Here is a 24877-nt window from a genome sequence, read left to right on the forward strand (position 1 = left end):
GACGAAAAATGGATATCGGGACGCAAATACCTGGATATGTCCGACTATTGGCAGTGGCGGAAAACGAAAGAGTTAGGCGTTCAAACGATGAATCAGGAAGTTTCGGCGATCAAGAAAGTGGGATAATTTCTTCGACGTGTCAAGGAGAACGTGAAATACCTCGGAAGCGAGGAGTTGCCGCGAAAGCGCCTTGACACACCTGTACTTTGACAACAATGATCATTAGTCCGGGAAGGCGACCGGCAGGGAGACTTGCCGGACTTACCTGCCATACGTCAGGTCATCAGGTCCATCTTTCTATCAAAGGGAAATTTACACAATAAAATGGACTTGACCTTTTTTTGGGCAAATTTTGGGCAAAAGCGTCGATGAACCATCTTTGATGATTTTGCCCAAAAAACGGAAACCCCTCGATGCCTTGTGCATCAAGGGGTTTAGCTCTTAATACATCATCAAATATTGATCGCGTTCCCATTGGTGAACTTGTGTGCGGAACATATCCCATTCGATTTCCTTCGCCTCAATAAAGTGGCTCAGCGCGTGGGAACCGAGGGCGTCGGTGATCACCTTGTCGGTTTTCATGACGTTTAAGGCTTCGTACAACGTCGCCGGCAAGTCCGGGATACCGGCCGCTTCGCGATCCGCTTTATCCATGACGTAGATGTTGCGGTCGATCGGAGCCGGCGGCTTCAAACCGCGGCGAACGCCGTCCAAACCGGCCGCCAGCATGACCGCCATGGCGAGATACGGGTTGGCGGAAGGATCGACGCTGCGCACTTCAATGCGCGTGCTCATGCCCCGTTTCGCCGGCACGCGGATGAGCGGGCTGCGGTTCCGGAGCGACCAAGCGACATAGCAAGGCGCTTCATAGCCCGGGACGAGCCTCTTGTAGGAGTTGACCGTCGGGTTCGTGATCGCCGTAAAGGCGCGGGCGTGTTCCAAAATGCCGGCGATAAACTGCATGGCGGTTTCGCTCAACATATGTTCGCCGTTCGGATCGTAAAACGCGTTTTCGTTGCCTTTAAAGAGTGACATGTTCGAGTGCATGCCGGAACCGTTCACGCCATAGAGCGGTTTGGGCATGAACGTCGCGTGCAGCCCGTGTTGGCGCGCGATCGTTTTGACGACAAGTTTGAACGTTTGGATGTTGTCGCACGTCGTGACGGCATCCGCGTACTTAAAGTCGATTTCGTGTTGACCGGGCGCGACTTCGTGGTGGGACGCTTCCACTTCAAAGCCCATGTCTTCGAGTTCGAGAACGATGTCGCGGCGACAATTTTCGCCGAGATCGGTCGGTGCAAGGTCAAAATAACCGCCGTTGTCGTTCAACTCGAGCGTCGCTTCGCCTTTTTCGTTCATTTTGAACAAGAAAAATTCCGGTTCGGGACCGATGTTAAAGCTCGTAAAGCCGAGCTTCCGCATCTCTTCCAGCTGCCGCTTCAATATCCGGCGCGGATCGCCTTCAAACGGGGTCCCGTCCGGATTGTAGATGTCGCAGATGAGCCGGGCGACTTTTCCTTTGCCCGACGTCCACGGGAAGACCACCCAGGTGTCGAGGTCGGGATAGAGGTACATATCGGATTCTTCGATGCGCACGAAGCCTTCGATCGAAGAACCGTCGAACATCACTTCATTATTTAAGGCTTTCGGCAACACGTCGACGGGAATTTCGACGTTTTTGATGATGCCGAGCAAATCGGTGAACTGCAGCCTTACAAATTTGACGTTTTCTTCTTCAGCTAAGCGGAGGATGTCCTCTTTTGAATATTTCCCCATCTGATCCTAAGCCTCCCATGATTTGGCGGAACGGGGAAGCGCCTCAATGGAAGAACCGCGAAAGTTCTCCTTGGATGAGTGTCGTCCGGCCGTGCCTTCCCGCCATCGTCAGCTCTTGTTTCAACAGCTTTAACAATTCCTCGTCGGTTAATTCCGGTTTATCTTCCGAGAAGAGCGGCTGGCTGTTCATGTCCGGTCGTTCCACTTCATTCCGACGGGCATCCAACAGCCCTTTTTCGCTCAGGACGTGCTTGATGCCGGCGAGATTCATGCCTTTATCAAGCAGCGCTTTAATCTCAAGCAACCGCTCGACGTCGTTAAACGAAAACAAGCGGCGGTTGCCCTTCGTCCGTTCGGGAAAAATCAGGCCTTGCTCTTCATAATAGCGAATTTGCCGGGCCGATAAACCGGTCAATTTACCGACGATGCTCATGGAAAAAAGCGGGGTATTGCGACGGATGCCATCATCCACGGACGCTCCCTCCTCCCTTTTTAACTTGATTATATGCAACCGTCATTTTTCTGTCAACACATGTTAGGTTTTATTACATAAAAAGAAATATCACATGACGTTACGAGAGGCACGCGGTTTTTATTGTATTCAGTTCGATGGGATTGCGGCGAATTTTCGTTGCATCCATATCGGTGATCAAATTTTCGAGGACGGTGATTCATCGGTCAAATCGTTTCCCCCGTCTGAGCGATCCAGCCCTTTTCAAAGAAAGCGTCGAGAGCGGTGAGAATGGCGATTTTCACATGGGCATACGTCAAACCGCCTTGCACATAGGCGATATAAGGCGCGCGCAGCGGGCCGTCGGCCGACAGCTCAATGCTGGAGCCTTGTACGAACGTCCCCGCCGCCATGATGACGTCGTCCTCGTACCCCGGCATCGGGCTCGGATACGGCACGACATGGGCATTGACCGGTGAAGCCGCTTGGATCGCCTGGCAAAAAGCGACCATCTTGTCGGGATCGCGGAAAATGACGGACTGAACGAGGTCGGTTCGTTCGGCATTCCATACCGGATCCGCTTCAAGCCCGACCTTCTCGAGGATGTTAGCCGTAAAAATCGCGCCTTTTAAAGCCTCGGCCGTGACGTGCGGGGCGAGAAACAGCCCTTGATACATCGGGGCGAGCGCCCCTTGCGTCGGCCCGACTTCCCGGCCGAGGCCGGGCGCCGTCAAGCGCTCGGCGGCTTGCTCGACGAGGTCCACGCGCCCGACGATATAACCTCCCGAAGCGACGAGGCCGGCCCCCGGGTTTTTGATCAGCGAACCGCAGACCAAGTCCGCGCCGACGTGGCACGGTTCCCGGTCTTCGACGAATTCGCCGTAACAGTTGTCGACGAACACGATGATCTCCGGAAAACGGGCTTTGATCGCCTGGATCGCCGCCCCGATGGCTTCGATGTTCAACGACGGCCGTTCATCGTAGCCGCGCGAACGTTGGATGGCGACCATCTTCGTCCGCGGGCCGATCGCCTGAATCACCCGATCGATGTCGATGCCGCCATCTTTCAACGGAACAACCCGGCAATCGATGCCGAAATCCTTCAAAGTGCCGCTGCCGCCGGCGCGCAGCCCGATGACCGCCTCCAGCGTATCGTACGGTTTCCCGGATATGTACAACAGTTCGTCGCCGGGGCGCAGCACGCCGAAGAGCGCGATCGTGATCGCGTGCGTGCCCGAAACGATCTGCGGGCGGACGAGGCCGGCATCCGCGCCGAACACATCTGCGAAAACGGCCTCCAACGTCTCCCGCCCGAAATCGTCATAACCGTAGCCCGTCGACCCATGGAAATGGGCATCGCTGACGCGACGGTCGCGAAAACTTTTTAAAACCCGCATTTGATTTTTTTGCGCCGTTGCCTCGATTTGCTCAAAAAGAGACCGCACGTCTTGTTCCGAGCGGTCTGCCAATTGTTTTAACGCATGGCCGTGCTTAAACCATTCATACATTGCCTGCTGGATCTCCTTTACCTCTTAGCTGTATATAAAGCGGCGAAGCGGGCCACACATACCCGCTGTATAAAAACGCTTGTTCCTCGTCTTGCCACGTTTTCGAAGCGACGATCGTCCCGGTTTCGAGCCGCGCCATCAACCCTCCTTCCGCCGCGGGAACGACGGTCCGATACGGCCGGCACTCCGCAACGATCGCGTCTTCAATCATCCGTTTAATCCGGTCGATATCGGCCTCGTCCAAGGCCGAAACCGCACGGTCGCCTTCGACGGCGCCATACGGATCAGAGCAAAGATCCCTTTTATTAAAAATCATCAGCTTGGGGATCGCCCCGGCGCCGAGATCGCCAAGCAGCTCGTCCACCGTCCGGATGTGCTGATTGCGATTGGGATGGGAAAGGTCGACGACGTGAACGAGCAAATCGGCCTCTTTGACTTCTTCCAGCGTGGAGCGGAACGCCGCGATCAGCCCGGTGGGCAGCTGCTGAATAAATCCGACGGTGTCCGTCATCAGCGTGGTAAAACCACTGGGCGTGCGAAACCGGCGGGTCAGGGGGTCCAGGGTGGCGAACAGCAAATCTTCCTCATAGGCATCCGCCGATGTCAAGCGATTGAACAGCGTCGACTTTCCCGCGTTCGTATAACCGACTAAGGCGATGCGGAACCAATCGCTTTTTTTCCGGCGCGCGCGATACAAGCCGCGATGCCGGACGACATCGGCCAGTTGCTTTTTGATTTCGCCAATGCGGCGCCGGATGTGACGGCGGTCGGTCTCCAGCTGCGTCTCGCCCGGCCCGCGCGTGCCGATGCCGCCGCCGAGCCGCGAAAGGGACTCGCCCATGCCAGAAAGCCGCGGCAACAAATATTCCAATTGGGCCAACTCGACTTGAAGGCGGCCTTCGCGGGAGCGGGCGCGCTTTGCGAAGATGTCGAGGATCAGCTGCGTGCGGTCGATGACTTTCACGTTTAACAGCTCGGCGAGATTCGCCTGTTGGGTCGGCGACAGTTCGCCGTTGAAAATGACCGTCTCCGCTTCGGTTTCTTTGCAGAGCGCCGCGATCTCTTCCGCTTTTCCGCGCCCGATGTACGTGGCCGGGTCCGGCTTCGGCCGCGACTGCGTGACGACCGCCGCGACCTCCGCCTCCGCGGTTTTCGCCAAATTCTTCAATTCTTCCATCGCATAGTGGAATTGTTGACCGTCGGAGCGCAGATCCGAACAGCCGACGAGAATGGCTCGTTCCATGTGCGACCCCCATTCCTTTATAATCATGAAAAGACCCGGATGCCGCTGAACCGTCCCGCCGGCGGGCATCCGAGCGCCGTAAACCTTAAAGGATCGATTCCATGTTCAGATCATCCACCGTTGGTCTTGCCGTTTTTTCTCTGCCATCTTCAATGGTAATGTCGGCAGCCCGGATCGTCAACAAAGCCTCGCGGTCCGGCACGCCTTCCCTTAACAAGCGGACGGCCTGCTGGCGGATGCTTTTTTCGATCAGATTGCGGACGTACCGGCCGTTGCTGAACGAACGCTCGTTTTCGCTCACCTTATTTTGCAAATGGCGGCTTAACTTGCGGCGCGCTTCCGCGGTGAACTTATACTCCCGTTCGGCCACCATCTGTTCGGAAATCGCGAGCAGCTCTTGGTCGGTATAGTTCGGAAAGGTAATGATGATCGGAAAACGCGACGGCAAACCGGGATTCATGCGCAAGAAGCGATTCATTTCATCCGAATAGCCCGCGAGGATGAGAATGAATTCGTTGCGCAGATCTTCCATATGTTTCACAAGACTGTCGATTGCTTCCTTTCCGAAATCTTTTTCGCCGCCGCGCCCGAGCGAATAGGCTTCGTCGATAAAGAGAATCCCGCCTTGCGCCTTCTTGATGAGATCTCGGGTTTTTTGAGCGGTCTGGCCGATGTATTCGCCGACAAGATCAGCACGCTCCGCCTCGATGAGATGGCCCTTGGAAAGGACGCCCATCTCGGCAAACAATTCCCCCAACAGGCGGGCGACGGTCGTCTTCCCCGTTCCCGGATTGCCTTTGAACAACATGTGCAGCGTTTGTTCCTCCGCTTTCAGCCGGTACTGCTGCCTTAACCGGTTGACGCACAGCAACGCGTAAATTTCCCGCACCGTTTTTTTGACTTCTTCCATGCCGATCAGGCGCGAGAGCTTCTCCTCGACTTGTTCCAGCGAATAGTGAAGACGGGCTTCATCGGGTTGGACGGCGATCGGCTCTTCGGCATCCTTCTTGTATTGGTTCAAAACGACGTTAATCCGGCCTTTATGATTAAAAGTCAACGCCTCCGACACAGCGGCTCACCTCTCCGTTTTATGGCGAACAGACACCTTACCAAGGGCGCGCTGAGCGAATCGCCCTTTGCGAAGTTCTTTAGGCTAATATACGCTTTTTAAAGCCCGTACGTGACATTCGCCCATTTTTGGGGTCCGAAAATCATGCTTCCATCGAACCGAGTTTCGGGAACGCCTCTCCTTCGCGCGGATCCACGGAAGCCGCAATGGACCGCGGCCGTGACCCGTCCGCCGGTTGTTCAAGCAAAAACTGCCGGGGAACTTTTAAGACAAGCAATAAACCTTGGTCCGACGCGAAACACCGACCGCTCAAAAAACGCCGTTGCATTTAAATATATGTCAGCGGGAGGCGTTTTACAAACAGCTGCGGAAGGCCGAAGTTTCAGGATCAGGCTTGGGAGGCGAGGCAAACGGTGAGCCGCTGGCCGAAGCGGAACGCCTTGAACCGACCCGCGCAAGTCGTCGGTGTCTCAAACGGCATAGAGGTCTGTCCGCCACAGGCGATGACGGGGGCGCCGAGGACTTGTCATCTAATGCTCATGCCCCGCCATCCGCTGAATCGTCCCTCTAAAAACCATCGCGGGTTGTCGGAGAGTCCCGTTCAATCGGCAAAAAAGTCCTTCACGGATTTCGCTGCCAAGCGGTTTTATGCGTGCTGGTTTTACCGTTGCATGGTTGCGCTTGGCATCGGCTTTCTCATCTTCACCCTAGAATTCGGGCGGTTTCCTTGAGCGGATGGGCGCTTTCAATCGCCTACTAAACCAACAATCTCCGGCCGGGCCGGAGATTGTATCGTCTTATTCTTCCTCTTGGTTAAAATGAACGGGACGCGACGGGGCAAAAGTCGATATGGCATGCTTGTATATAAGCTGTTGCTTGCCATCGCTTTCAATCAACACCGTGAAATTGTCAAAGCCTTTGACCAAACCTTTCAACTGAAAACCGTTGAGCAAAAAGATGGTGACGAACGTGCCGTCTTTACGCAACTGATTCAAAAAACTGTCTTGAATATTGACTGTTTGTTTCATGTTCAGCGCGATCCTCCTCTAATCTCTATATCTGTTGTATTCGACTTAAACTTTAACTTTCCTGCAACGAATTGAAGGATTTTAAAAAAGTTTGTTTCGACATCTTTAGCGTCAAACCAAGTGACGTCCATTTGCCGGCGAAACCAAGTATATTGCCGTTTGGCAAGCCGCTTCGTGTTGCGCTTGATGAGTCCGATCGCTTCATCGAGGCTGTACAGGCCTTGAAAATATCCGAACAATTCCTTGTAGCCGATCGACTGCGTCGATTGGGCGTCCGCGAGGCCGCGATCGTACAATTGCCGGGCTTCATCGACCAAACCGGCGGCGATCATCTTATCCACGCGGTCCTCGATGCGCCGATACAACGCGTCGCGGGGCATCGTCAGCCCGATGACGGCCGCCTCATAAAGCGGGCGGGAAGCGCCTTCGGCGGCGGACGGCGGCCGGCCCGTCAGATGGTATCTTTCCAGGGCGCGCACGATCCGTTTGACGTTGTTCGGATGCACGCGGTGGGCATATTCCGGATCGATTTCTTTAAGGCGCTCGTAAAGTTTATCGGTGCCCTCCCGGACGGCGCGTTCTTCCAGGCGGCGCCGCAACTCGGGGTCGGGCGCCGCTTCATCAAAACGGTAGTCATAGATCGCCGCCTTGATGTACAATCCAGTGCCGCCGACGAGAATCGGCAACCGGCCGCGCGCCGCGACGTCCGCGATCGCTTTGCGCGCATCGCGTTGAAAATCCGCCGCTGAGTAAGACGCCTCCGGCGGGAGAAGGTCGATAAGATGATGCGGGACGCCGTCGGCCTCCTCGGGTGAAATTTTTGCGGTCCCGATATCCAAACCTTTATATACTTGGGAAGCGTCTCCATTGATGACTTCACCGTTCAACGCCTTGGCCAGCCGGACGCCGACCGCCGTTTTGCCGACGGCGGTCGGGCCGACGACGACGCAAAGTTTCACGTTCACGACAACACCACGCTTTGGTTGGTTGGTTTAATTTTACAAAACGGAATGAAAAAGCGCAAACCGCCCAAGCTTTTCTAACGATTTTCTGTGTGTATTTCTTTTCAGCGCGCCTCCCGCTATCTTGGCGCGCTGACCCTTCCGCTCCGCAACGGGTGGTGGCGTTCTATAAATAAGCGCTCCCATCGCCGCCACCGCACAGTCCGGTCCGCCGGATTTCGGAAAAAACGTTGGCCATGCCGCGGATGTCCAACCAGAGTCTCGCGGCGGGCACCGCCAAGACGGTTTCACATGACGCGCTTGAACATTTTCTCCAGCTCGTACGTGGAGATGTGCACGATGACCGGGCGCCCGTGTGGACAAGTAAATGGATCTTCCGCTTTCGCCAAATCGGCCAGCAGCGCCTCGATTTCTTCCGGGCGCAGATGGTGATTGGCCTTGATCGATTTTTTGCACGCCATCATGATGGCGAGGTCTTCGCGCAATTCCTTGACGGACACGTTGCCGCGTTCCAACAATTCTTGGACGATCGCCTCGATCATTTCCTTTTCCCTGCCGCGCGGCAGCCAGCGCGGATGGGCGCGGACGATGACGGAGCGCGGGCCGAACGGTTCGACCGCAAAGCCGAGGCTTTTCAGAAACTCGAAATGTTGCTCAATGATGGCGTATTCCGCGGCGGAAAATTCAAAGGTCAAAGGCAGAAGCAATTCCTGCACTTCAGGATCGGTTTCCGCGACCTTTTCGCGAAAGTATTCATATTTAATCCGCTCTTGGGCGGCGTGTTGGTCGATCAAATACAAACCGCTTTCGTTCTGAGCCAAAATGTACGTGCCGTGCAGCTGTCCGATCGGATACAGAACGGGCATGCGCCCGCCCCGCCTTGCTTCCGTTTTCGGCCCCGTTCCGGCGGTGTCTGGCAAGCCGTCCGGATCGACCGCTTCTCTTTCCGTTTCGTCCGCAAGGTCCTTGGCAAAACCGTTGGCCGGCCTTTCCTCCCCTCCTAGGCCAAATTCCGGCGGGTGCAGAGAGGCGGTGTCGTGCGGCCTTTCATGGAAAACAGGGCAGTCGCTTCCGGTCGAAGAAACCGTTTGCGCTGCGCCGTCGCCGTCCGGCCGCGCCGACTGATCGTCGGGCTCAACGGGGCGTGGCCGGGAAGCCGCCGGCCGCTCCGCTTCCGGGACGACTTGTTTTGCCGGGGCTCCGGACCGGTCGAAGCCTCGCTCATCGCCATGTGGAGCCGCGTGCTTGCGATCCTCGCCCGCGGGTTTCCCGAGTTCGGGCATTCGGGCGTCCCCGCCGGTCTCGCGCTCACCAGCCGCCGGCCGCCGGTCTCCATCGGGGGTCCCGGGCGCGGAAGCTTTCTTTTCCGCCCCTCCTTCCCCGTCCGTCCAAAGGGGGGACGCTTCTTTGACGTAGTCGCGCGCGTTCGGTTCCGCCGCGGCGGAACCGTCGGAGAAAGTCTCGAAGCGGAAGGCCTGTTGTTCCGAACGCCCTTTTTCGCCCTTTGGCCTTGCCCCGACCGACGGAATGAGCCGCTCCTTGTGGAACGTTTCCCGGATCGCCCGTTCGACGAGCTCGCATAGCTCTTTTTCTTTACTGATCCGGGCCTCAAGCTTCGCCGGGTGGACGTTCACGTCGATCAACGCCGGGTCGGTTTCGATGTGGATGACGGCGATCGGATAACGGCCGATCGGAAGCAAGGTGTGGTAACCCCTCAACACGGCGTTGAACAGTCCATAGTGGCGGATGAAACGCCCGTTGATGAACAGGTAGACGTATTGACGGCCGGCGCGGGTGATCTCCGGTTTGACGAGCCGGCCGTACACTTTGAAATCGAGCGATTCTTCGCTGAACGAAAGCGACGCCTTGGCGGTGCGATAGCCGTAAATGGCCGCCAGCACTTGGGCCAGATCGCCGTTGCCGTTCGTGCGCAGCAAGATTTTCCCGTCATGTGTCAACAAAAAGCGCACGTCGGGGGACGCCAGCGCGAGCCGGTTCACGACGTCCGTAATATTAGCGAGTTCGGTATGTATCGTTTTCAAATGTTTGAGGCGCGCCGGCGTATTATAAAACAATTGCGTGACGGTCATTTCCGTTCCCCGGTTGGAAGGCGCCAACCCGGATTCGAGAATTTCGCCGCCCTGTATGACGAGGTAGCGCCCGGGGCCTTCGCCCGTTCCGGTCAATAGCTCCACCCGGGAAACCGAGGCGATGCTCGGCAGCGCTTCGCCGCGGAAGCCGAGCGTCCGAATATGAAAGAGGTCGTGTTCATCGCGGATTTTGCTCGTCGCGTGCCGTTCAAATGCCGCTTCGCAGTCTTCGGGCAAAAACCCGTGGCCGTTGTCGGTGACCTTGATCTTGCGCAGGCCGCCTTCTTCCACTTCGATTTGTACGGACGTCGCGCCGGCGTCAAGGGCGTTTTCGACCAATTCTTTCACGATGGACGCCGGCCGTTCCACGACTTCGCCGGCGGCAATCTTGTTGGCCAGACGCTCGTCCATTTTTTTGATCCGTCCCATGACCGCCACCTCCAAGGCATAGGATATCAACGAAACAACTTGAGCCGATTGCCGGCTCTTCCACATCGCCACCGCCGTCCGCACGTCTTTCCTTCGATAGATTTTGAAAGAAACGATCCCGCCTTTTCGCGTGATGCGCCGATGGCCGCAAAAAATGGGGCGCGTTAATCTTTCAGCTTCTGTTGCAGTTCGTACAGGCGGTTCATCGCTTCCATCGGCGTCATGTCCAACAAATTGAGCTGTTTCAGGCGCTTGATCACGTCGCGTTCCTTTTTGGCCAGCGGCGGCGCGGCGGGCGCCGCTTCTTCAAACAAGCTGAGCTGTTCGCCGGCGCCGCCCGCCTTGAGATCGCTTGGTGGCCGCTCATTTCGATCCCCGTCCGCATCGGCGCCCGTTGACAACGTTTCCTGCGTGCCGCCGGCCATTGGCTCCGTCCCGGAGGCTTGACGCGCCGAGCCGTTGCCGCCCGGTTTCTGCGAATCCGGCGCGGCAGCGCGGCCCTCCGCCTCTTTTGGCAGATGCGAACCGCCCGCTTGACGAATAGAAACGGAAGGCGCATGTTGCTCCAATTCCTCAAGGATGGCCGTCGCTCGCTCAATGAGCGGCTTCGGAAGCCGGGCGAGTTCGGCGACATGGATGCCATAGCTTTTGTCGGCATAGCCGGGCATCACTTTATGCAGGAAAATGAGGCGGCCGTCTTCTTCGATCGCGCCGACGTGGACGTTTTTCAGCCGGGGTAGCGTCGCTTCCAAGTCCGTCAGTTCATGATAGTGAGTGGAAAACAACGTCTTCGCTCCGACGCGGTCGTGGATATATTCAATCATCGCCCGCGCGATCGCGATGCCGTCATAGGTCGACGTCCCCCGCCCGATTTCATCTAGGAGGATCATGCTTTGGGGCGTCGCGTGCGATAGCGCGTCCTCCGCTTCGGACATCTCGACCATAAAGGTGCTCTGGCCTGAAACGAGATCATCCGCCGCCCCGATTCGCGTAAAGATTTGGTCAAAGATCGGCAGCACCGCCTCGTCGGCCGGGACAAAACAACCGATTTGCGCCATGATGGCGATCAAGGCCGCCTGACGCATGTACGTGCTTTTTCCGCCCATGTTCGGTCCGGTGATCAACAAAATGTCGCATGCTTCATCCATGACGATGTCATTGGCGACAAAAGACTGATCGGTGAGGACGCGCTCGACGACAGGGTGGCGGCTGTTGATGAGCCGCAAGCTCTTGCGCTCGGTAAACGTCGGACGGGTATAGCCGTATTCGTCGCTGATGGTCGCGAAGCTTTGCAGGACGTCGATTTCGGCGATGACGCGCGCCAGCTTCTGCAAGCGTTCGGCGTAGCTTTTGATCTGCTCCCGTATCGTCTGAAACAGCTGGTATTCCAGACTGGAGATTTTCTCCTCGGCTTCGGTGATGAGCTGTTCTTTTTCTTTCAATTCCGGGGTAATAAACCGTTCCGCGTTGGTCAACGTTTGTTTGCGTTCATAACGGCCTTCCGGCAAATATTTCAGGTTGGGCTTCGTCACTTCGATATAGTAACCGAAGACTTTGTTGTAGCCGATCTTCAACGATTTAATGCCGGTGGCTTCGCGCTCCTTCTGCTCCAATTCGGCGAGCCACGATTTGCCGTTTTTTTGGATGTAACGATATTCGTCGAGTTCAGGGTGAAAGCCGTCCTTAATCATGCCGCCGTCGGTCACGGATGCGGGCGGATCGTCGACGATCGCCTCGTCGATGATCGCGTGGACTTCGCCGCACGGATCGATGGCGTTCACGAACTCGTGAATGGCCCTGTGATCGATGTTTTTCAGAATGTCGATGATCTCCGGAATCTCGGCGAGCGAGCGCTTCAGCTGATTGAGTTCCCGGGCGTTGACGTTGCCGTAGGATACGCGGCCGACGAGCCGTTCCAGATCATAAACGCGGCGAAGCGATTCCCGCAATGCCTCGCGTTCGATGAAATGCTCTTTCAAAGCTTCCACCGCGGACAACCGCTTTTCAATGGCCTCTCGGTCAATGAGCGGCTTCTCAAGCCATTGCTTGAGCTTGCGCCCGCCCATCGCCGTCATCGTGCGATCCAAAATCCAGAGAAGCGAACCGCGCTTTTTCCCTTCGCGCAGCGTTTTCATAATCTCCAAGTTGCGGCGCGCGCCGGCGTTGAGAACCATATAGTCGAAGACGTCGTACGGTTCGATCGCCTGCAAATGGCCGAGCGACGACTGCCGGTTCTTTAATAAATACTGCAAAAGTTTTCCGGCGGCCCGCCTCGCTGCCTCGTTTTCGAGGCGGCGGGTCACCGCGGCGAGCTCATCAGGAATCGCCTCGCCGTCTTCGCGGGAAAACGTGATCCGTTCGCCCGCGAGCGCCGGGCGCAGTCCGGCTTCTGACGACTCGTCGACGACGATTTCGCGGCAATGAAAACTGGCGATCTCGCGCGCGACCTCGCCGGGCTCTCCAACGACCGTCGACCGCCCTTCGCCCGTCGTCAAATCGAGAAAGATGAGCCCGTAAGAACGGCCGTCAAACGCGACCGCGCCGATATAATTGTTTTCCTTAGGGTTCAAGGCGCCTTCGTCCATGACCGTTCCGGGCGTGATCACCCGGATGACTTCGCGCTTGACGACGCCTTTGGCGAGCTTCGGATCTTCGATTTGTTCACAGATCGCGACTTTATATCCTTTTTCTATCAATCTTTCGATATAGTGGTTGGCGGAATGATAGGGAACGCCGCACATCGGGATGCGTTCGTCTCCGCCCCCGTCGCGCGACGTCAGCGTGATTTCAAGCTCTTCGGCCGCTTTTTTCGCATCATCGAAAAACATTTCATAAAAATCCCCGAGCCGAAAAAAGAGAAAAGCATCTTGGTAGTCCTTTTTGATGGCGAGATATTGCTGGATCATCGGGGTATACGGCATCGATTTCTTCATCCTTTATCCGTGCATATTCGAGAACATTATAACATAGATCATGACAGAAAACGGCGCGCGAAGGCGCCCGCGCCTGAAGCCGCCCTCCGGCTTTCCGTCCGCCAAAAGATAAAAAAACTAGGAAGGATGCCTTCCTAGTTTTATTCTTCGATCTCGCTGACCAAAAACTCCGAGTCGAGGTCTTCAAAGGCTTCGTCGATTTCTTCTTCCCATTCGTCTTCATCGATCACATCGTCTTCATCGACCGTCACCCGGACCTTTGTTTCGCCGATGACTTCGACGATGAATTCCCGCTCCACTTGGACGACGATTTTATTCCCATTCGGTGAAACGTTGGCTTCCAGGCTGTTCGGCTCCTGAAGCGTGCGAGCGTAAACCTCCAGGCGGTCGGAAATCACTTTTTTATCCTTAATGGTGAGGGCAATTTCGTCGCGGTAGGTGACGCTTTCGCTCACGACTTCGGTTTTGGTGTTATTGTTATAAGAATACCATACATTGATGTCGTAGCTGCCTTCTACGACGACGACGTCCTTTTGATAGGTGGTGCGGAATTTATGGTTGATGACCCAACAGCCGAGAATGCTTGACGGTTTGTGAAGCGGCGATATGGTGTGAGCGCTTTGACTGAATTTCTTGCCTTTTCCGCAAACGGCTTTTGTGATGATTTCCCGGTAGTTCTTTTCCATAACAGGCACGGGGCCATGACCTCCTTTGCTTTCTTCCCTGTCATGGTATGCGGGGCGAATGACCAGTGTGCCAAACTTTTGTGCCATCGCCCGCCCATCCCCGTGCGGTTGTCGCCGTGCGGCATGCGCTTTCCGAGACTCGTCCCGAGATTGACGAAAACCGTTTTGCCACCCGGCTTACGGTTTACGAAGCCTTGCCATGAGCCGAACGCAAGAGAAGAGGCACGAACGATATAAAGGACCGCGCTTGATGCTCAGGAAAGCGCAAGCCTTCCTTCTTTCCTGCCGTTTAATATGAACCGTTTAGTCTTCGACGGCCAGGTGCGATTGCAAATAGTGGTAAATGAGCGTGCCGGTATGGACGAGCGAATCGCGATGGGTGCGTTCGAACGCATGCGAGGCGTCGATTCCCGGACCGATCAAGCCGTGGACCACGTCGGCGCCGGCGCGCATCGCGGCGGACGCGTCGGAACCGTAATACGGGTAGATGTCGATTTTATAAGGAATGTTGTGCTCTTCCGCCAAGGCAACGAGATGTTGTCTCAAGGCGTAATGATACGGACCGCTCGCGTCTTTCGCGCAGATGGATACGGAATATTCGTCGGTCGCCTGGCCGTCGCCGATCGCCCCCATGTCGACGGCCAAATATTCGACGGTTTCCGGCGGTATGTTGGAATTTCCGCCGTAACCGATCTCTTCATTATTCGAAATGAGAATATGCGTCGTGTACGGCAACTCGACCCCGTTTTCCTTCAGCTTCGCGACGACGTGGAGCAAAATGGCGACGCTCGCCTTATCGTCCAAATGGCGCGATTTGACAAACCCGCTCTCGGTTACGGCGAAACGCGGATGGAAAGAGACGAAATCGCCGACCCCGATGCCGAGGGCTTCCGTGTCTTCGCGGCTCTTGACTTTCTCATCGATGCGCACTTCGATATTCTCATCGTTTCGTTCGGCTTTGCCGGCGTCTTTATAGACGTGCACGGACGTCTGATGCATCAAGATCGTCCCGGTATAGCGCCGGCCCGTCCGCGTTTCGATTTCACAATACTCGCCTTCGACCATATTCCACGGAAAACCGCCGATCTTTTCGAGCTTCAGGCGGCCGTCGGCTTTGATTTCTTTCACCATCGCGCCCAACGTGTCGACGTGCGCGGTCAAGAGCCGGTGTTTTCCGTCATCCTTTCCTTTTATCGTCGCGATCAGGGCGCCTTTATTCGTCCGTTGGGTCGGCATGCCCAATGACTTAAAAACGGCTTCGGTGTAAGCGATCGCCTTTTCGGCCCGGCCGGACGGGCTGGGAATGTTGACCAAATCGCCGATCAAGCGGATGATTTCGTTGCCATCTACGATGTGTGCCATATGTCAGTCCCCCGTTATGTATTTTATATCCATAAATATATTCAACAGGCCAAGCGCCGTCTCCTGCCTTTTGCTCGGAAATGCATCGACGAACAACGGTTTTGCGGCCGGCTTTTACAGGGCGGCGGCCGATCGCATGCGCCATCTCCAGAGGAAGTTGCGGCTTCAACAAGCCGTTCGGTTGTGTTGCGGTTCGCCTGACAGGCAGGATGGCGGGCGCCGACAGGATGCCGCGGATGAAAAAGGAGAAATTTTGTTGCCATGAAAAAACGCCGACACTAAGGTCAGCGCTTTTCAATGGCGGCCGTTTCCGGTCTGGCCGGACAACACGTCGCCGCCGGTCGATTTGGTGATCTCTTCGGTCACGCGTTCAGAAATCGTCCGGGCGATATACTGCAAAAGATCGTTGACTTCCACTTGAGACTGCTTAAATTCTTTGACGATCGGAATTTTGTCGAGCTCGTCCATCAATTGGTCGATTTTCTTTTCGTTTTCCCGATAAGCTTCTTCTTTGTGATAATGCTGAAGATTGACGGACTCTTTTTGCAAAAGCTTGATCTGCTTGATCAGTTTTTGCACCTTTTCGTTTTGGTTGATCGCCGCCTCGGCCCGTTTAAAAAAATCGACCTCTTCCGTTTCCGCGATCATTTTCGCCAATTCGCCGGCTTTTGCCAAAATGTCTTCGCGCGTGTATTTGCTCATTGATTCGCAGCCTCCTGCTCGGCGACGATCTCACCGTCCAACGTCCACGTTTTCGCTTTCGTCACGCGCACGTTGACCAACTGGCCGATGAGCGATTTCGGCCCGCGGAAGTGGACGACTTTATTCGTCCGGGTATGTCCCATTAACACGTCCTCGTTTTTCTTGCTCGCGCCTTCGACGAGCACTTCGACGATTTCGCCTTCCAAGCGCGCGTTGCTCTTATACGCCAGCTCGTTCACCAGCTCGTTTAAACGCTGCAGGCGATCTCTTTTCACTTCCATCGAAACGTTGTCTTCCATGCGCGCCGCCGGCGTCCCCGGCCGCGGCGAATAAATGAACGTGTACGCGCCGTCAAACTGGCATTCTTCAACGAGCGAAAGCGTGTCTTGGAATTGCTCTTCGGTTTCGTTCGGAAAACCGACGATGATGTCGGTCGTAATCGCCGCGTGCGGAATCGCTTTTTTCAGTTTGTAAAAAAGTTCCAAGTAGGACTCTCGCGTGTAATTGCGCCCCATGATTTTCAAAATCGCATTGTTCCCCGATTGAACGGGCAAATGAATGTGCTCGACAAGGTTGCCGCCCTTGGCCAACACTTCGATCAAATCGTCCGTGAAGTCCCACGGGTGGCTGGTCGTAAAGCGGACGCGCGGGATGTCGATCTTGCGGATTTCATCCATCAAGTGGCTGAGCCGGTAAGAGCCGTCGTTCAAGTCTTTGCCGTAGGCGTTCACATTTTGGCCGAGCAAGGTGATTTCCTTATAGCCTTTCCGGGCCAGCTCACGCACCTCTTGAATGATTTCGTGCGGATGACGGCTGCGCTCTTTGCCGCGCGTATACGGCACGATGCAATACGTGCAGAATTTGTCGCATCCGTACATGATGTTGACCCAGGCGCGGACGTTGCCTTTGCGCGCTTTCGGCAAATTCTCGATGACGTCGCCTTCTTTCGACCACACCTCCATGACCATTTCTTTGCTGAACATGGCTTCTTTCAGGAGCTGCGGCAAACGATGGATGTTGTGCGTGCCGAAGATGAGGTCGACGTGCTGATACTTCTGCAAAATACGGTTGACGACCGCCTCTTCCTGGGCCATGCACCCGCAGACGCCGAGGATGAGATCGGGATTTTCCCGCTTCAATTGTTTCAGGTTGCCGAGTTCCCCAAACACTTTGTTTTCCGCGTTTTCACGGATGGCGCACGTGTTGAGGAGGATGATGTCGGCTTCTTCCTCCACATCAGTCGATGTATAGCCGATTTCCTCGAGAATGCCCGCCATCACTTCGGAATCATGCTCATTCATTTGGCAGCCGTACGTGCGGATGAGATATTTCTTCCCCGCGCCGATGCCTTTTATATCATCAGGAATGCTGAAATCGTTCAAATGTCGGACCGCCTGTCTGCGGCGACGGCGCGCCTCTTTCAGATTGGGCGCCACAAACGTTCTTTGGAAATAGACGGAATAGTCCTTCTCTGGCTTCGTTTGTTTGATATCAGCCATACCTCCGCGCCTCCTTTCAAAGCGTACCATTCTGAAATTATAACATACGGCGCTGGGAATGTTAACAAAATCATCCGTCAAGCAAACAGGTGCCCGTTTCCCGTGCCGCGATGCTTCCGTCCGGCTAAAAAAAAACGTCCCCCAACGCGACCTGCATTGGGGGACGTCGGCCCTTTATAGGACGCCAAGCGCTTTGCCGGCTTTCTCGAAAGCGTCCAGCGCTTCCTGCAATTCTTCTTTCGTATGCTGCGCGGTCACGATCGTGCGGATGCGGGCGGTGCCTTTCGGAACCGTCGGATAGACGATGCCTTGGGCGAAGACGCCGTACTCGAACAGCTTGTCCGAGAACTGAAGGGCCTTGGCTTCGTCGCCGATGATCACCGGTGTGATGGGCGTTTCGCTTTTACCGGTGTCGAAGCCGAGCGCTTCCAAACCTTTTTTGAAGAAATTCGTGTTATCCCACAGCCGCTCGATCCGTTCGGGTTCTTCCAATAACACGTCGATCGCGGCCGAACAGGCGGCAGTCACCGCCGGCGGATGCGACGTGCTGAACAAAAACGGACGACCTTTATGGATCAAATAATCGCGCAGCGTGTTGGTGCTCGCGACATATCCCCCGAGCACGCCGATCGCTTTGCTGAGCGTTCCGACCTGGATGTGAACGCGGCCGTCGAGCCCGAAATGGTTGACCGTCCCGCGGCCGTTTTGGCCGAGCACGCCGCTGGCATGAGCGTCATCGACCATTACCATCGCGCCGTACTTCTCGGCGAGCTCGACGATCTCCTTGAGCGGGGCGATATCCCCGTCCATGGAAAAAACGCCGTCGGTCACGATGAGGCGGACGCGGTATGACGCTGAGTCTTTTAAGGCGTCTTCCAACGAGTCCATGTCGGCGTGTTTATAAATTTTACGCGCCGCTTTCGTCAAGCGAATGCCGTCGATGATCGACGCGTGGTTCAGTTCGTCGGAAATCACGACGTCTTGGTCCGAAAGGATGGCGGACAAAACGCCCTGGTTCGTTGTAAATCCCGACTGGAAGACGAGCGCGGCTTCCGTATGCTTGAAATCGGCGAGCTTTTCTTCCAATTGGTCGTGCATCGTGAACGTTCCGGCGATCGTCCGGACCGCTCCCGTGCCCGCGCCGTATTGCTCGACGGCTTCGATGGCCGCTTTTTTCAATTTCGGATGATCGGTCAAACCGAGATAGTTGTTGGACGACAGCTGAATGACTTCTTTGCCTTTGATCCGAACGCGCGAACCTTGTTTAGATTCAAGCTCCGTGAGTTCGCGAAACGTCCCTTTTTCCCTCATTTCATCAAGCTCCGCTTGCAAATAGCGGAACGCTTCTTTCATGTTGCAAACCCCCTTCACGGCAACGCGGGTCGCGGCCTCTGGGCGGGCAGCCGGCTATTATCCGGCAAAAAGGGACTCCCCGCTTCGGACGGCCGCCGTTTCTCCGCCGCCTGTCAAGAAACCGATTCCATTCTATCACGTCGTAAAATGAAATGTAAACCGCCGCCGGCGCGCATCCGTCCTTTTCGACGGGGCGGCCAGGCACGGGGAGATCCGCTCATTCCGGCAGCGCGCGCACGAAATTGTCGAACAACAAGCCCTTGACAAACGCTTCGCTGTAATGTTTTTGCAAAGCGTCGATGAGCACGGGATAGCGGCTGTAATCCGTCAATTCCTTCGGCGTCGTTTCGATGCCGTCGAAATCGGAACCGAGGCCGATTTTGCCTTCTCCGCCAAGGCTCGCGATGTGATCAATATGTTTTAAAATATCGGCGATGGACGCTTCTCCCGATTCGTTTAAAAAGCTCGGAACAAACGTGATGCCGATCACTCCGCCGCGTTCGAAAAGCGCCCGGATTTGCTCATCCGTCAAATTGCGCGGGTGATCGCACAGCGCACGGGCGTTCGAGTGGGATGCGATGGGATATTGCGCCGTTTCCATCACGTCCCAAAACCCTTTTTCCGCGATGTGGGAAACGTCCGTCCACACCTTATGTTTATTGTTTTCTTCAACGACTTTTCGTCCGAAATCCGAGAGGCCGGCCCCGCGCGATTCCTGCGCGCCGTCGGCGGCGGCGTTGGCGTTGTTCCACGTCAAGCCGACCGAGCGGACGCCGAGGCGGAAGAGCGTGCGCAATTTGACGAGATCTGTATCAATCGCGTCACACCCTTCCAAAGTCAACATGATCCCGATCTCATCGTCTTTTAAACGCTCGATGTCCGCCTTCGATTTCACGAGCCGGATGTCGGGATGCTTGTCCAATATCTCACGATGCAGCACATCGATCATATCGAGAGCGGTTTTGAACTTGATTTCTTGGGGCAATTCTGCAGGGATGAAAAGGGCAAAACATTGCACTTTCGCCCCTGCGGCTTTTAAATGGTCATACGTGATGTGCAGCCCGTTGTTTTCGGCGAACGACAACCCCTTCTCAAAGTGCAGCCTGTACAAAACGTCGCAATGCGCATCAAAGATCGCCACGAATCGAACACCTTCTTTTTCCAGTCTCTTATCGTTTTTCTGCGTCGGTCACTGCGCGACTCATCTTTATCGGAATGGGCGCATTCAAAAAAAACCTGCTTGCTCCGCCCGAACAAACAGGAGTGTGCTTTTGTCAGCGAGGTTCCACGATTAATTTTATGGCCGTTCTTTCTTCCCCCTCAATGATGATATCGGTAAACGCGGGAATGCAGATGAGGTCTATGCCGCTCGGTGCCACAAACCCTCTTGCAATCGCTACCGCTTTCACCGCTTGATTCAAGGCACCGGCACCGATGGCCTGGATTTCGGCGGAACCGCGCTCGCGCAAAACGCCCGCCAACGCACCGGCAACGGAGTTCGGATTCGATTTTGCTGAAACTTTTAATACGTCCATTCCTGTACCTCCTTTAAGAATGGTTATCCCATAATAACTATATTCCCTACAGGAATGGGGTATTCCTTCAAAAAAGCGGCGTTTTTCATACTTTTCCTTTAAGAAAAGTCCGCGCGATCGTTATCGAAGGGATGATCTTCATTGATCAGGCAGCGGAAGATTTTGGTCGCCCGCCCCGTCGCCTCATCGACATCGATGATCACTGAAGAAAGTTGGGGGCGGCCGGTTTCGCTTTCAAACCGGACGGGAAGCCCCGTTAAAAATTTGCGGATCACCGCATCGCGCTGAACGCCGATAATGCCGTCATACGGACCGGTCATGCCGGCATCGGTCAAATACGCCGTCCCTCCGGGCAAAATCCGTTCATCCGCCGTCTGCACATGGGTATGGGTGCCGATGACAGCCGAGACGCGGCCGTCGACATACCACCCCATCGCCATTTTTTCGCTCGTCGTTTCCGCATGAAAATCGATAAAAATAACAGGCGTGCGCGCGCGCGCCGTTGCGATCAATTCGTCGGCTTTGCGGAACGGGCAATCGATCGTCGGCAAAAAGGTCCGCCCTTGCAAATTGATGATCGCAATTTCCACGCCATTGCGATTCAAATAGGTTAAACCGCGCCCCGGTGTGCCCGGCGGATAATTCGCCGGCCGGACGAGATGCGGCGCGCGATCTATGAACTCAAAAATCTCTTTATTGTCCCATGCGTGATTGCCGAGCGTGATGGCATCGGCGCCGGCCTCCATCATCATTTTGTAAATTTTTTCAGTGATGCCTTTGCCGTGAGCGCTGTTTTCCCCGTTCACGATTGTCACGGTCGGTTTAAACCGCGCCTTGAGTTTCGGCAAATAGTCGCCAAGCATCGTGCGACCGATTTTTCCATACACGTCTCCCACAAACAAGATTCTCATCGTTGTCTTCTCCTCATCATTGGCGGTCCGCTCCCGCTGGCATCCGCCCACGGGAATCTGGACTTTAAATATAGTATAACCGATGCGGGTCCGGGTTGGTAATTGAAAGGAAATATTTTACATACACACTGAGAAGGAACCGTTCAATGAACACCGGCGCCACAAAACGGGCGGCGAAGACCCGCATTTCGAGCTCTTGTTTTTTAATTTATTTGACTCGGATGAACCCGATGCGCATGCGTGCGAAAAACCTAGCGCCGGCACTCCCTGCGCGTGCAGACTCCGCCGCGAAGCTGCCGCTCATGAAACGTCCCGGCGGCTTCAAACGGCGGAAGCGCGGTCCGTTCGGCCGTCATGCCGTTTGCGGGAAAATAAAAGAAACGGCCCAAAGGCCGTTTCTTTTATTTGGCGTATTCGACGGCCCGCGTTTCGCGGATGACCGTTACCTTAATATGTCCCGGATAATCGAGCTCGCTTTCAATTTTCTTCGTGATGTCCTTCGCCAATTGATACGATTTGGCGTCGTCTATGACATCCGGTTGAACCATGATGCGCACTTCACGCCCGGCTTGGATGGCATAGGATTTTTCAACGCCTTCAAACGACTCGGAGATTTCTTCGAGTTTTTCCAGGCGGCGAATATACGTCTCAAGCGTCTCTCTTCTCGCTCCGGGACGGGCGGCCGATAAAGCGTCCGCAGCGGCTACAAGCACCGAGATCACCGAAGTCGCCTCGGTATCCCCGTGGTGAGAGGCGATGCTGTTGATGACCACGGGATGTTCGTGGTACTTCGTCGCCAATTCCACGCCGATTTCCACGTGGCTTCCCTCGACCTCGTGGTCGATCGCTTTGCCGATGTCGTGGAGCAGGCCGGCGCGGCGCGCCAACATGACGTCTTCGCCGAGTTCCGCGGCCATCAGCCCCGCGAGAAAAGCGACTTCTTTGGAGTGCTTGAGCACGTTTTGGCCATAGCTCGTACGGAATCTTAACCGCCCGAGGATTTTGATCAAATCCGGATGTAAGCCGTGAATGCCGACTTCAAACGTCGTTTGTTCGCCGTAGTCCCGAATCATTTCATCGACTTCACGGCGCGCTTTTTCCACCATTTCTTCGATGCGCGCCGGGTGGATTCGGCCGTCTTGAACGAGCTTTTCGAGCGCGATCCTGGCAATTTCGCGGCGGATCGGATCGAATCCGGAGAGGATAACGGCTTCAGGGGTGTCGTCGATGATGAGGTCGATGCCCGTCAGCGTTTCGAGCGTGCGAATGTTGCGGCCTTCCCGGCCGATGATGCGCCCTTTCATTTCGTCGTTCGGCAAATTGACGACGGACACCGTCGTTTCGGCGACATGATCGGCCGCGCAGCGCTGGATGGCGAGCGAAAGAATGTTTTTCGCCTTCTTGTCGGCTTCCTCTTTCGCGCGGGTTTCAATTTCCTTCGCCAGCTGCGCCGCTTCGTGAACCGTTTCCTGCCGGACTTGATTGAGGATCCATTCCCTCGCTTCCTCTCTCGTCAAGCCGGAAATCCGTTCAAGCTCCGCTTGGTGCTGGCGGAGCAATTCCTCCACTTTGCTCTCCATCTCTTTAAGTTGTCGTTGTTGTTTTTCCAGAGAATCCTCCCTTTTCTCAAGTGACTCTTCTTTCTTATCTAGCATCTCACTTTTTCGATCAAGGAGATCTTCTTTTTGAAGCAGTCGATTTTCTTGCCTTTGAAGTTCGTTACGCCTTTCGCGAATCTCGCTTTCGGCTTCGGTTCTCATACCGTGAATTTCGTCTTTCGCTTCGAGAAGGGCCTCTTTTTTTACGGCTTCGGCTTCCCTTCTCGCTTCCTCCACGATTTGCCGCGCTTGTTGTTCAGCGGTTGCGATCCTGGCCTCAGCGATGGATTTGCGCACAAAATAACCGACAAATAAACCAACGACTACAGAGATGAGCGCAATGGAGATGACGGTGAGGTTCATGCGTTTCACCTCCTTGCTCTCAACAAGTCGTTACGTTCCGACGTGCTGAAGCCGCTTCAGGCTATTGAATGCAATAACACCCTCTTAAAAGGACTTGCAAGGCAAATAAAAATAAAGAGACACTTCCATTGTATAGTTGGAAAAAATAGTTGTCAACATGGACGACTTAATTATCAAAAGAAATGCGAATTTTTTACTATTTCAGCACGCCCGCCCTTCGCTTTTCGGCCGGACGAAAAAAAGCGCCCGGGGTTCCCGGACGCCGTTCCGATTATAACAGTTCCTCTTGTTTGAGGAGATCCGCGTCGGCCGCCTCGTCGTCAGCCGCCGCTTCTTCATGATCCAAGCCGTAATGGGCGCGAATCGCCTTTTCGATGGCATTGCGGACCGCCTCATTTTCCTGTAAAAACTGTTTGGCGTTTTCCCGTCCTTGTCCGAGCCTTTCGTCGTTAAAGGAATACCAGGCGCCGCTTTTTTGGATGATGTCGAGCTCCGAACCGATGTCGAGGATTTCGCCTTCTTTGGAAATGCCCGTGCCGTACATGATGTCCACTTCGGCTTGTTTAAACGGCGGCGCCACTTTGTTTTTGACGACTTTGATGCGCGTGCGGTTGCCGACCATGTCGTTGCCTTGCTTCAGCGTTTCCGCGCGGCGGACTTCCAGCCGAATCGTCGAATAGAACTTCAGGGCGCGGCCGCCCGGGGTGGTCTCGGGATTGCCGAACATGACGCCGACTTTTTCACGGATTTGGTTGATGAAGATCGCAATGGTCTTCGATTTATTGATCGCGCCGGACAGTTTGCGAAGCGCTTGCGACATCAGGCGCGCCTGCAGGCCCACATGCGAATCGCCCATCTCGCCCTCGATCTCCGCCTTCGGCACGAGCGCCGCGACCGAGTCGATGACGATGACATCGATCGCCCCGCTGCGGACAAGGGCTTCGGCAATCTCGAGCGCCTGTTCGCCGGTATCCGGCTGGGACAACAGCAATTCGTCAATGTTGACGCCGAGCTTTTCGGCATAAACGGGGTCCAGGGCGTGTTCGGCATCGATGAACGCCGCCTGTCCGCCCGCTTTTTGCGCTTCCGCGATGGCGTGCAAGGCGACGGTCGTTTTCCCCGACGACTCGGGGCCGTAAACTTCAATGATCCGCCCGCGCGGATAACCGCCGACGCCCATCGCGATGTCAAGCGCGAGCGAGCCGCTCGGCAGGACGGAGATTTTCCTTTCCGCCTGCTCGCCGAGGCGCATGATGGAGCCCTTTCCGAACTGTTTTTCTATTTGTCGTAACGCCATGTCCAAGGCTGCTTTTCGATCGCTCATTTCATTACCTCTTTTCTTCAAAGGCTATGCTTTCTTACCTTTATGATAGACGTTT

19 protein-coding genes are annotated in these 24877 nt (G+C 55.3%); all 19 read right to left on the minus strand.

Annotated elements, in window-relative coordinates:
- Window positions 1-441: 441 nt before the first annotated feature.
- The 19 genes from glnA to recA all read right to left on the minus strand — a co-directional run bounded on the left by glnA (window position 442) and on the right by recA (window position 24822).
- The gene (glnA, locus tag CCB157_RS10150) at window positions 442-1776 is read right to left on the minus strand and encodes a type I glutamate--ammonia ligase (RefSeq protein ID WP_077615789.1); all 1335 of its coding nucleotides are present in this window, start codon (window positions 1774-1776) and stop codon (window positions 442-444) included.
- 43 nt (window positions 1777-1819) lie between these two features.
- On the minus strand, window positions 1820-2248 hold the full coding sequence (locus CCB157_RS10155) for a MerR family transcriptional regulator (RefSeq protein WP_077615790.1): 429 nt from the start codon (window positions 2246-2248) through the stop codon (window positions 1820-1822).
- Between the two features lie 206 nt (window positions 2249-2454).
- On the minus strand, window positions 2455-3735 hold the full coding sequence (locus CCB157_RS10160; protein WP_077615791.1) for a methionine gamma-lyase family protein: 1281 nt from the start codon (window positions 3733-3735) through the stop codon (window positions 2455-2457).
- A complete protein-coding gene (gene hflX, locus CCB157_RS10165; protein ID WP_077615792.1) occupies window positions 3728-4978 on the minus strand; it encodes a GTPase HflX in 1251 nt (416 codons plus the stop codon). The genes CCB157_RS10160 and hflX overlap by 8 nt, the downstream gene beginning before the upstream one ends.
- Window positions 4979-5063: 85 nt before the next feature.
- Complete coding sequence (gene spoVK, locus CCB157_RS10170) at window positions 5064-6047, minus strand: stage V sporulation protein K (RefSeq protein WP_077615793.1); 984 nt, start codon at window positions 6045-6047, stop codon at window positions 5064-5066.
- A 797-nt stretch (window positions 6048-6844) separates the two neighbouring features.
- Complete coding sequence (gene hfq / locus CCB157_RS10185) at window positions 6845-7075, minus strand: RNA chaperone Hfq (RefSeq protein WP_077615796.1); 231 nt, start codon at window positions 7073-7075, stop codon at window positions 6845-6847.
- A 2-nt stretch (window positions 7076-7077) separates the two neighbouring features.
- The gene (miaA, locus tag CCB157_RS10190; protein WP_077615797.1) at window positions 7078-8040 is read right to left on the minus strand and encodes a tRNA (adenosine(37)-N6)-dimethylallyltransferase MiaA; all 963 of its coding nucleotides are present in this window, start codon (window positions 8038-8040) and stop codon (window positions 7078-7080) included.
- A 284-nt stretch (window positions 8041-8324) separates the two neighbouring features.
- Window positions 8325-10556 (minus strand): DNA mismatch repair endonuclease MutL, encoded by a 2232-nt coding sequence (gene mutL, locus CCB157_RS10195; RefSeq protein WP_077615828.1) that lies wholly within the window; start codon window positions 10554-10556, stop codon window positions 8325-8327.
- Between the two features lie 164 nt (window positions 10557-10720).
- Complete coding sequence (mutS, locus tag CCB157_RS10200; protein WP_077615798.1) at window positions 10721-13477, minus strand: DNA mismatch repair protein MutS; 2757 nt, start codon at window positions 13475-13477, stop codon at window positions 10721-10723.
- 152 nt (window positions 13478-13629) lie between these two features.
- The gene (cotE, locus tag CCB157_RS10205; protein ID WP_077615799.1) at window positions 13630-14175 is read right to left on the minus strand and encodes an outer spore coat protein CotE; all 546 of its coding nucleotides are present in this window, start codon (window positions 14173-14175) and stop codon (window positions 13630-13632) included.
- A 303-nt stretch (window positions 14176-14478) separates the two neighbouring features.
- Entirely contained in the window at window positions 14479-15528 is a 1050-nt protein-coding gene (locus CCB157_RS10210; protein WP_439951318.1) for a M42 family metallopeptidase, read from the minus strand.
- A 303-nt stretch (window positions 15529-15831) separates the two neighbouring features.
- Entirely contained in the window at window positions 15832-16239 is a 408-nt protein-coding gene (locus CCB157_RS10220; protein ID WP_077615802.1) for a YlbF/YmcA family competence regulator, read from the minus strand.
- Complete coding sequence (gene miaB / locus CCB157_RS10225; RefSeq protein ID WP_238594662.1) at window positions 16236-17738, minus strand: tRNA (N6-isopentenyl adenosine(37)-C2)-methylthiotransferase MiaB; 1503 nt, start codon at window positions 17736-17738, stop codon at window positions 16236-16238. Before miaB ends, CCB157_RS10220 begins: the two co-directional genes overlap by 4 nt.
- 174 nt (window positions 17739-17912) lie before the next feature.
- The gene (locus tag CCB157_RS10230) at window positions 17913-19091 is read right to left on the minus strand and encodes a glycine C-acetyltransferase (RefSeq protein ID WP_077615803.1); all 1179 of its coding nucleotides are present in this window, start codon (window positions 19089-19091) and stop codon (window positions 17913-17915) included.
- 217 nt (window positions 19092-19308) lie between these two features.
- Window positions 19309-20232 carry a dipeptidase gene (locus CCB157_RS10235; RefSeq protein ID WP_077615804.1) on the minus strand — a complete coding sequence of 308 codons (924 nt, stop codon included), beginning with the start codon at window positions 20230-20232 and terminating at the stop codon, window positions 19309-19311.
- 133 nt (window positions 20233-20365) lie between these two features.
- Window positions 20366-20626 carry a stage V sporulation protein S gene (locus CCB157_RS10240; RefSeq protein WP_077615805.1) on the minus strand — a complete coding sequence of 87 codons (261 nt, stop codon included), beginning with the start codon at window positions 20624-20626 and terminating at the stop codon, window positions 20366-20368.
- A gap of 98 nt (window positions 20627-20724) precedes the next feature.
- Window positions 20725-21537, minus strand: a complete 813-nt coding sequence (locus tag CCB157_RS10245; RefSeq protein WP_077615806.1) for a TIGR00282 family metallophosphoesterase — start codon at window positions 21535-21537, stop codon at window positions 20725-20727.
- Window positions 21538-21938: 401 nt separating this feature from the next.
- On the minus strand, window positions 21939-23498 hold the full coding sequence (rny, locus tag CCB157_RS10250; RefSeq protein WP_077615807.1) for a ribonuclease Y: 1560 nt from the start codon (window positions 23496-23498) through the stop codon (window positions 21939-21941).
- Window positions 23499-23769: 271 nt separating this feature from the next.
- The gene (gene recA / locus CCB157_RS10255; RefSeq protein WP_077615808.1) at window positions 23770-24822 is read right to left on the minus strand and encodes a recombinase RecA; all 1053 of its coding nucleotides are present in this window, start codon (window positions 24820-24822) and stop codon (window positions 23770-23772) included.
- Between the last annotated feature and the right edge of the window lie 55 nt (window positions 24823-24877).

Source organism: Caenibacillus caldisaponilyticus (assembly GCF_002003465.1).
Lineage (GTDB): Bacteria > Bacillota > Bacilli > Bacillales > Sporolactobacillaceae > Caenibacillus > Caenibacillus caldisaponilyticus.

Excerpts from the sequence above, each read along its gene's own strand:
- glnA (WP_077615789.1), bottom strand. The coding sequence starts at position 1,776 with ATGGGGAAATATTCAAAAGAGGACATCCTCCGCTTAGCTGAAGAAGAA.
- CCB157_RS10160 (WP_077615791.1), bottom strand. The coding sequence starts at position 3,735 with ATGTATGAATGGTTTAAGCACGGCCATGCGTTAAAACAATTGGCAGAC.
- hflX (WP_077615792.1), bottom strand. The coding sequence starts at position 4,978 with ATGGAACGAGCCATTCTCGTCGGCTGTTCGGATCTGCGCTCCGACGGT.
- hfq (WP_077615796.1), bottom strand. The coding sequence starts at position 7,075 with ATGAAACAAACAGTCAATATTCAAGACAGTTTTTTGAATCAGTTGCGT.
- mutL (WP_077615828.1), bottom strand. The coding sequence starts at position 10,556 with ATGGGACGGATCAAAAAAATGGACGAGCGTCTGGCCAACAAGATTGCC.
- mutS (WP_077615798.1), bottom strand. The coding sequence starts at position 13,477 with ATGCCGTATACCCCGATGATCCAGCAATATCTCGCCATCAAAAAGGAC.
- cotE (WP_077615799.1), bottom strand. The coding sequence starts at position 14,175 with ATGGAAAAGAACTACCGGGAAATCATCACAAAAGCCGTTTGCGGAAAA.
- CCB157_RS10220 (WP_077615802.1), bottom strand. The coding sequence starts at position 16,239 with ATGAGCAAATACACGCGCGAAGACATTTTGGCAAAAGCCGGCGAATTG.
- miaB (WP_238594662.1), bottom strand. The coding sequence starts at position 17,738 with ATGGCTGATATCAAACAAACGAAGCCAGAGAAGGACTATTCCGTCTAT.
- CCB157_RS10230 (WP_077615803.1), bottom strand. The coding sequence starts at position 19,091 with ATGAAAGAAGCGTTCCGCTATTTGCAAGCGGAGCTTGATGAAATGAGG.
- CCB157_RS10240 (WP_077615805.1), bottom strand. The coding sequence starts at position 20,626 with ATGGACGTATTAAAAGTTTCAGCAAAATCGAATCCGAACTCCGTTGCC.
- CCB157_RS10245 (WP_077615806.1), bottom strand. The coding sequence starts at position 21,537 with ATGAGAATCTTGTTTGTGGGAGACGTGTATGGAAAAATCGGTCGCACG.
- rny (WP_077615807.1), bottom strand. The coding sequence starts at position 23,498 with ATGAACCTCACCGTCATCTCCATTGCGCTCATCTCTGTAGTCGTTGGT.
- recA (WP_077615808.1), bottom strand. The coding sequence starts at position 24,822 with ATGAGCGATCGAAAAGCAGCCTTGGACATGGCGTTACGACAAATAGAA.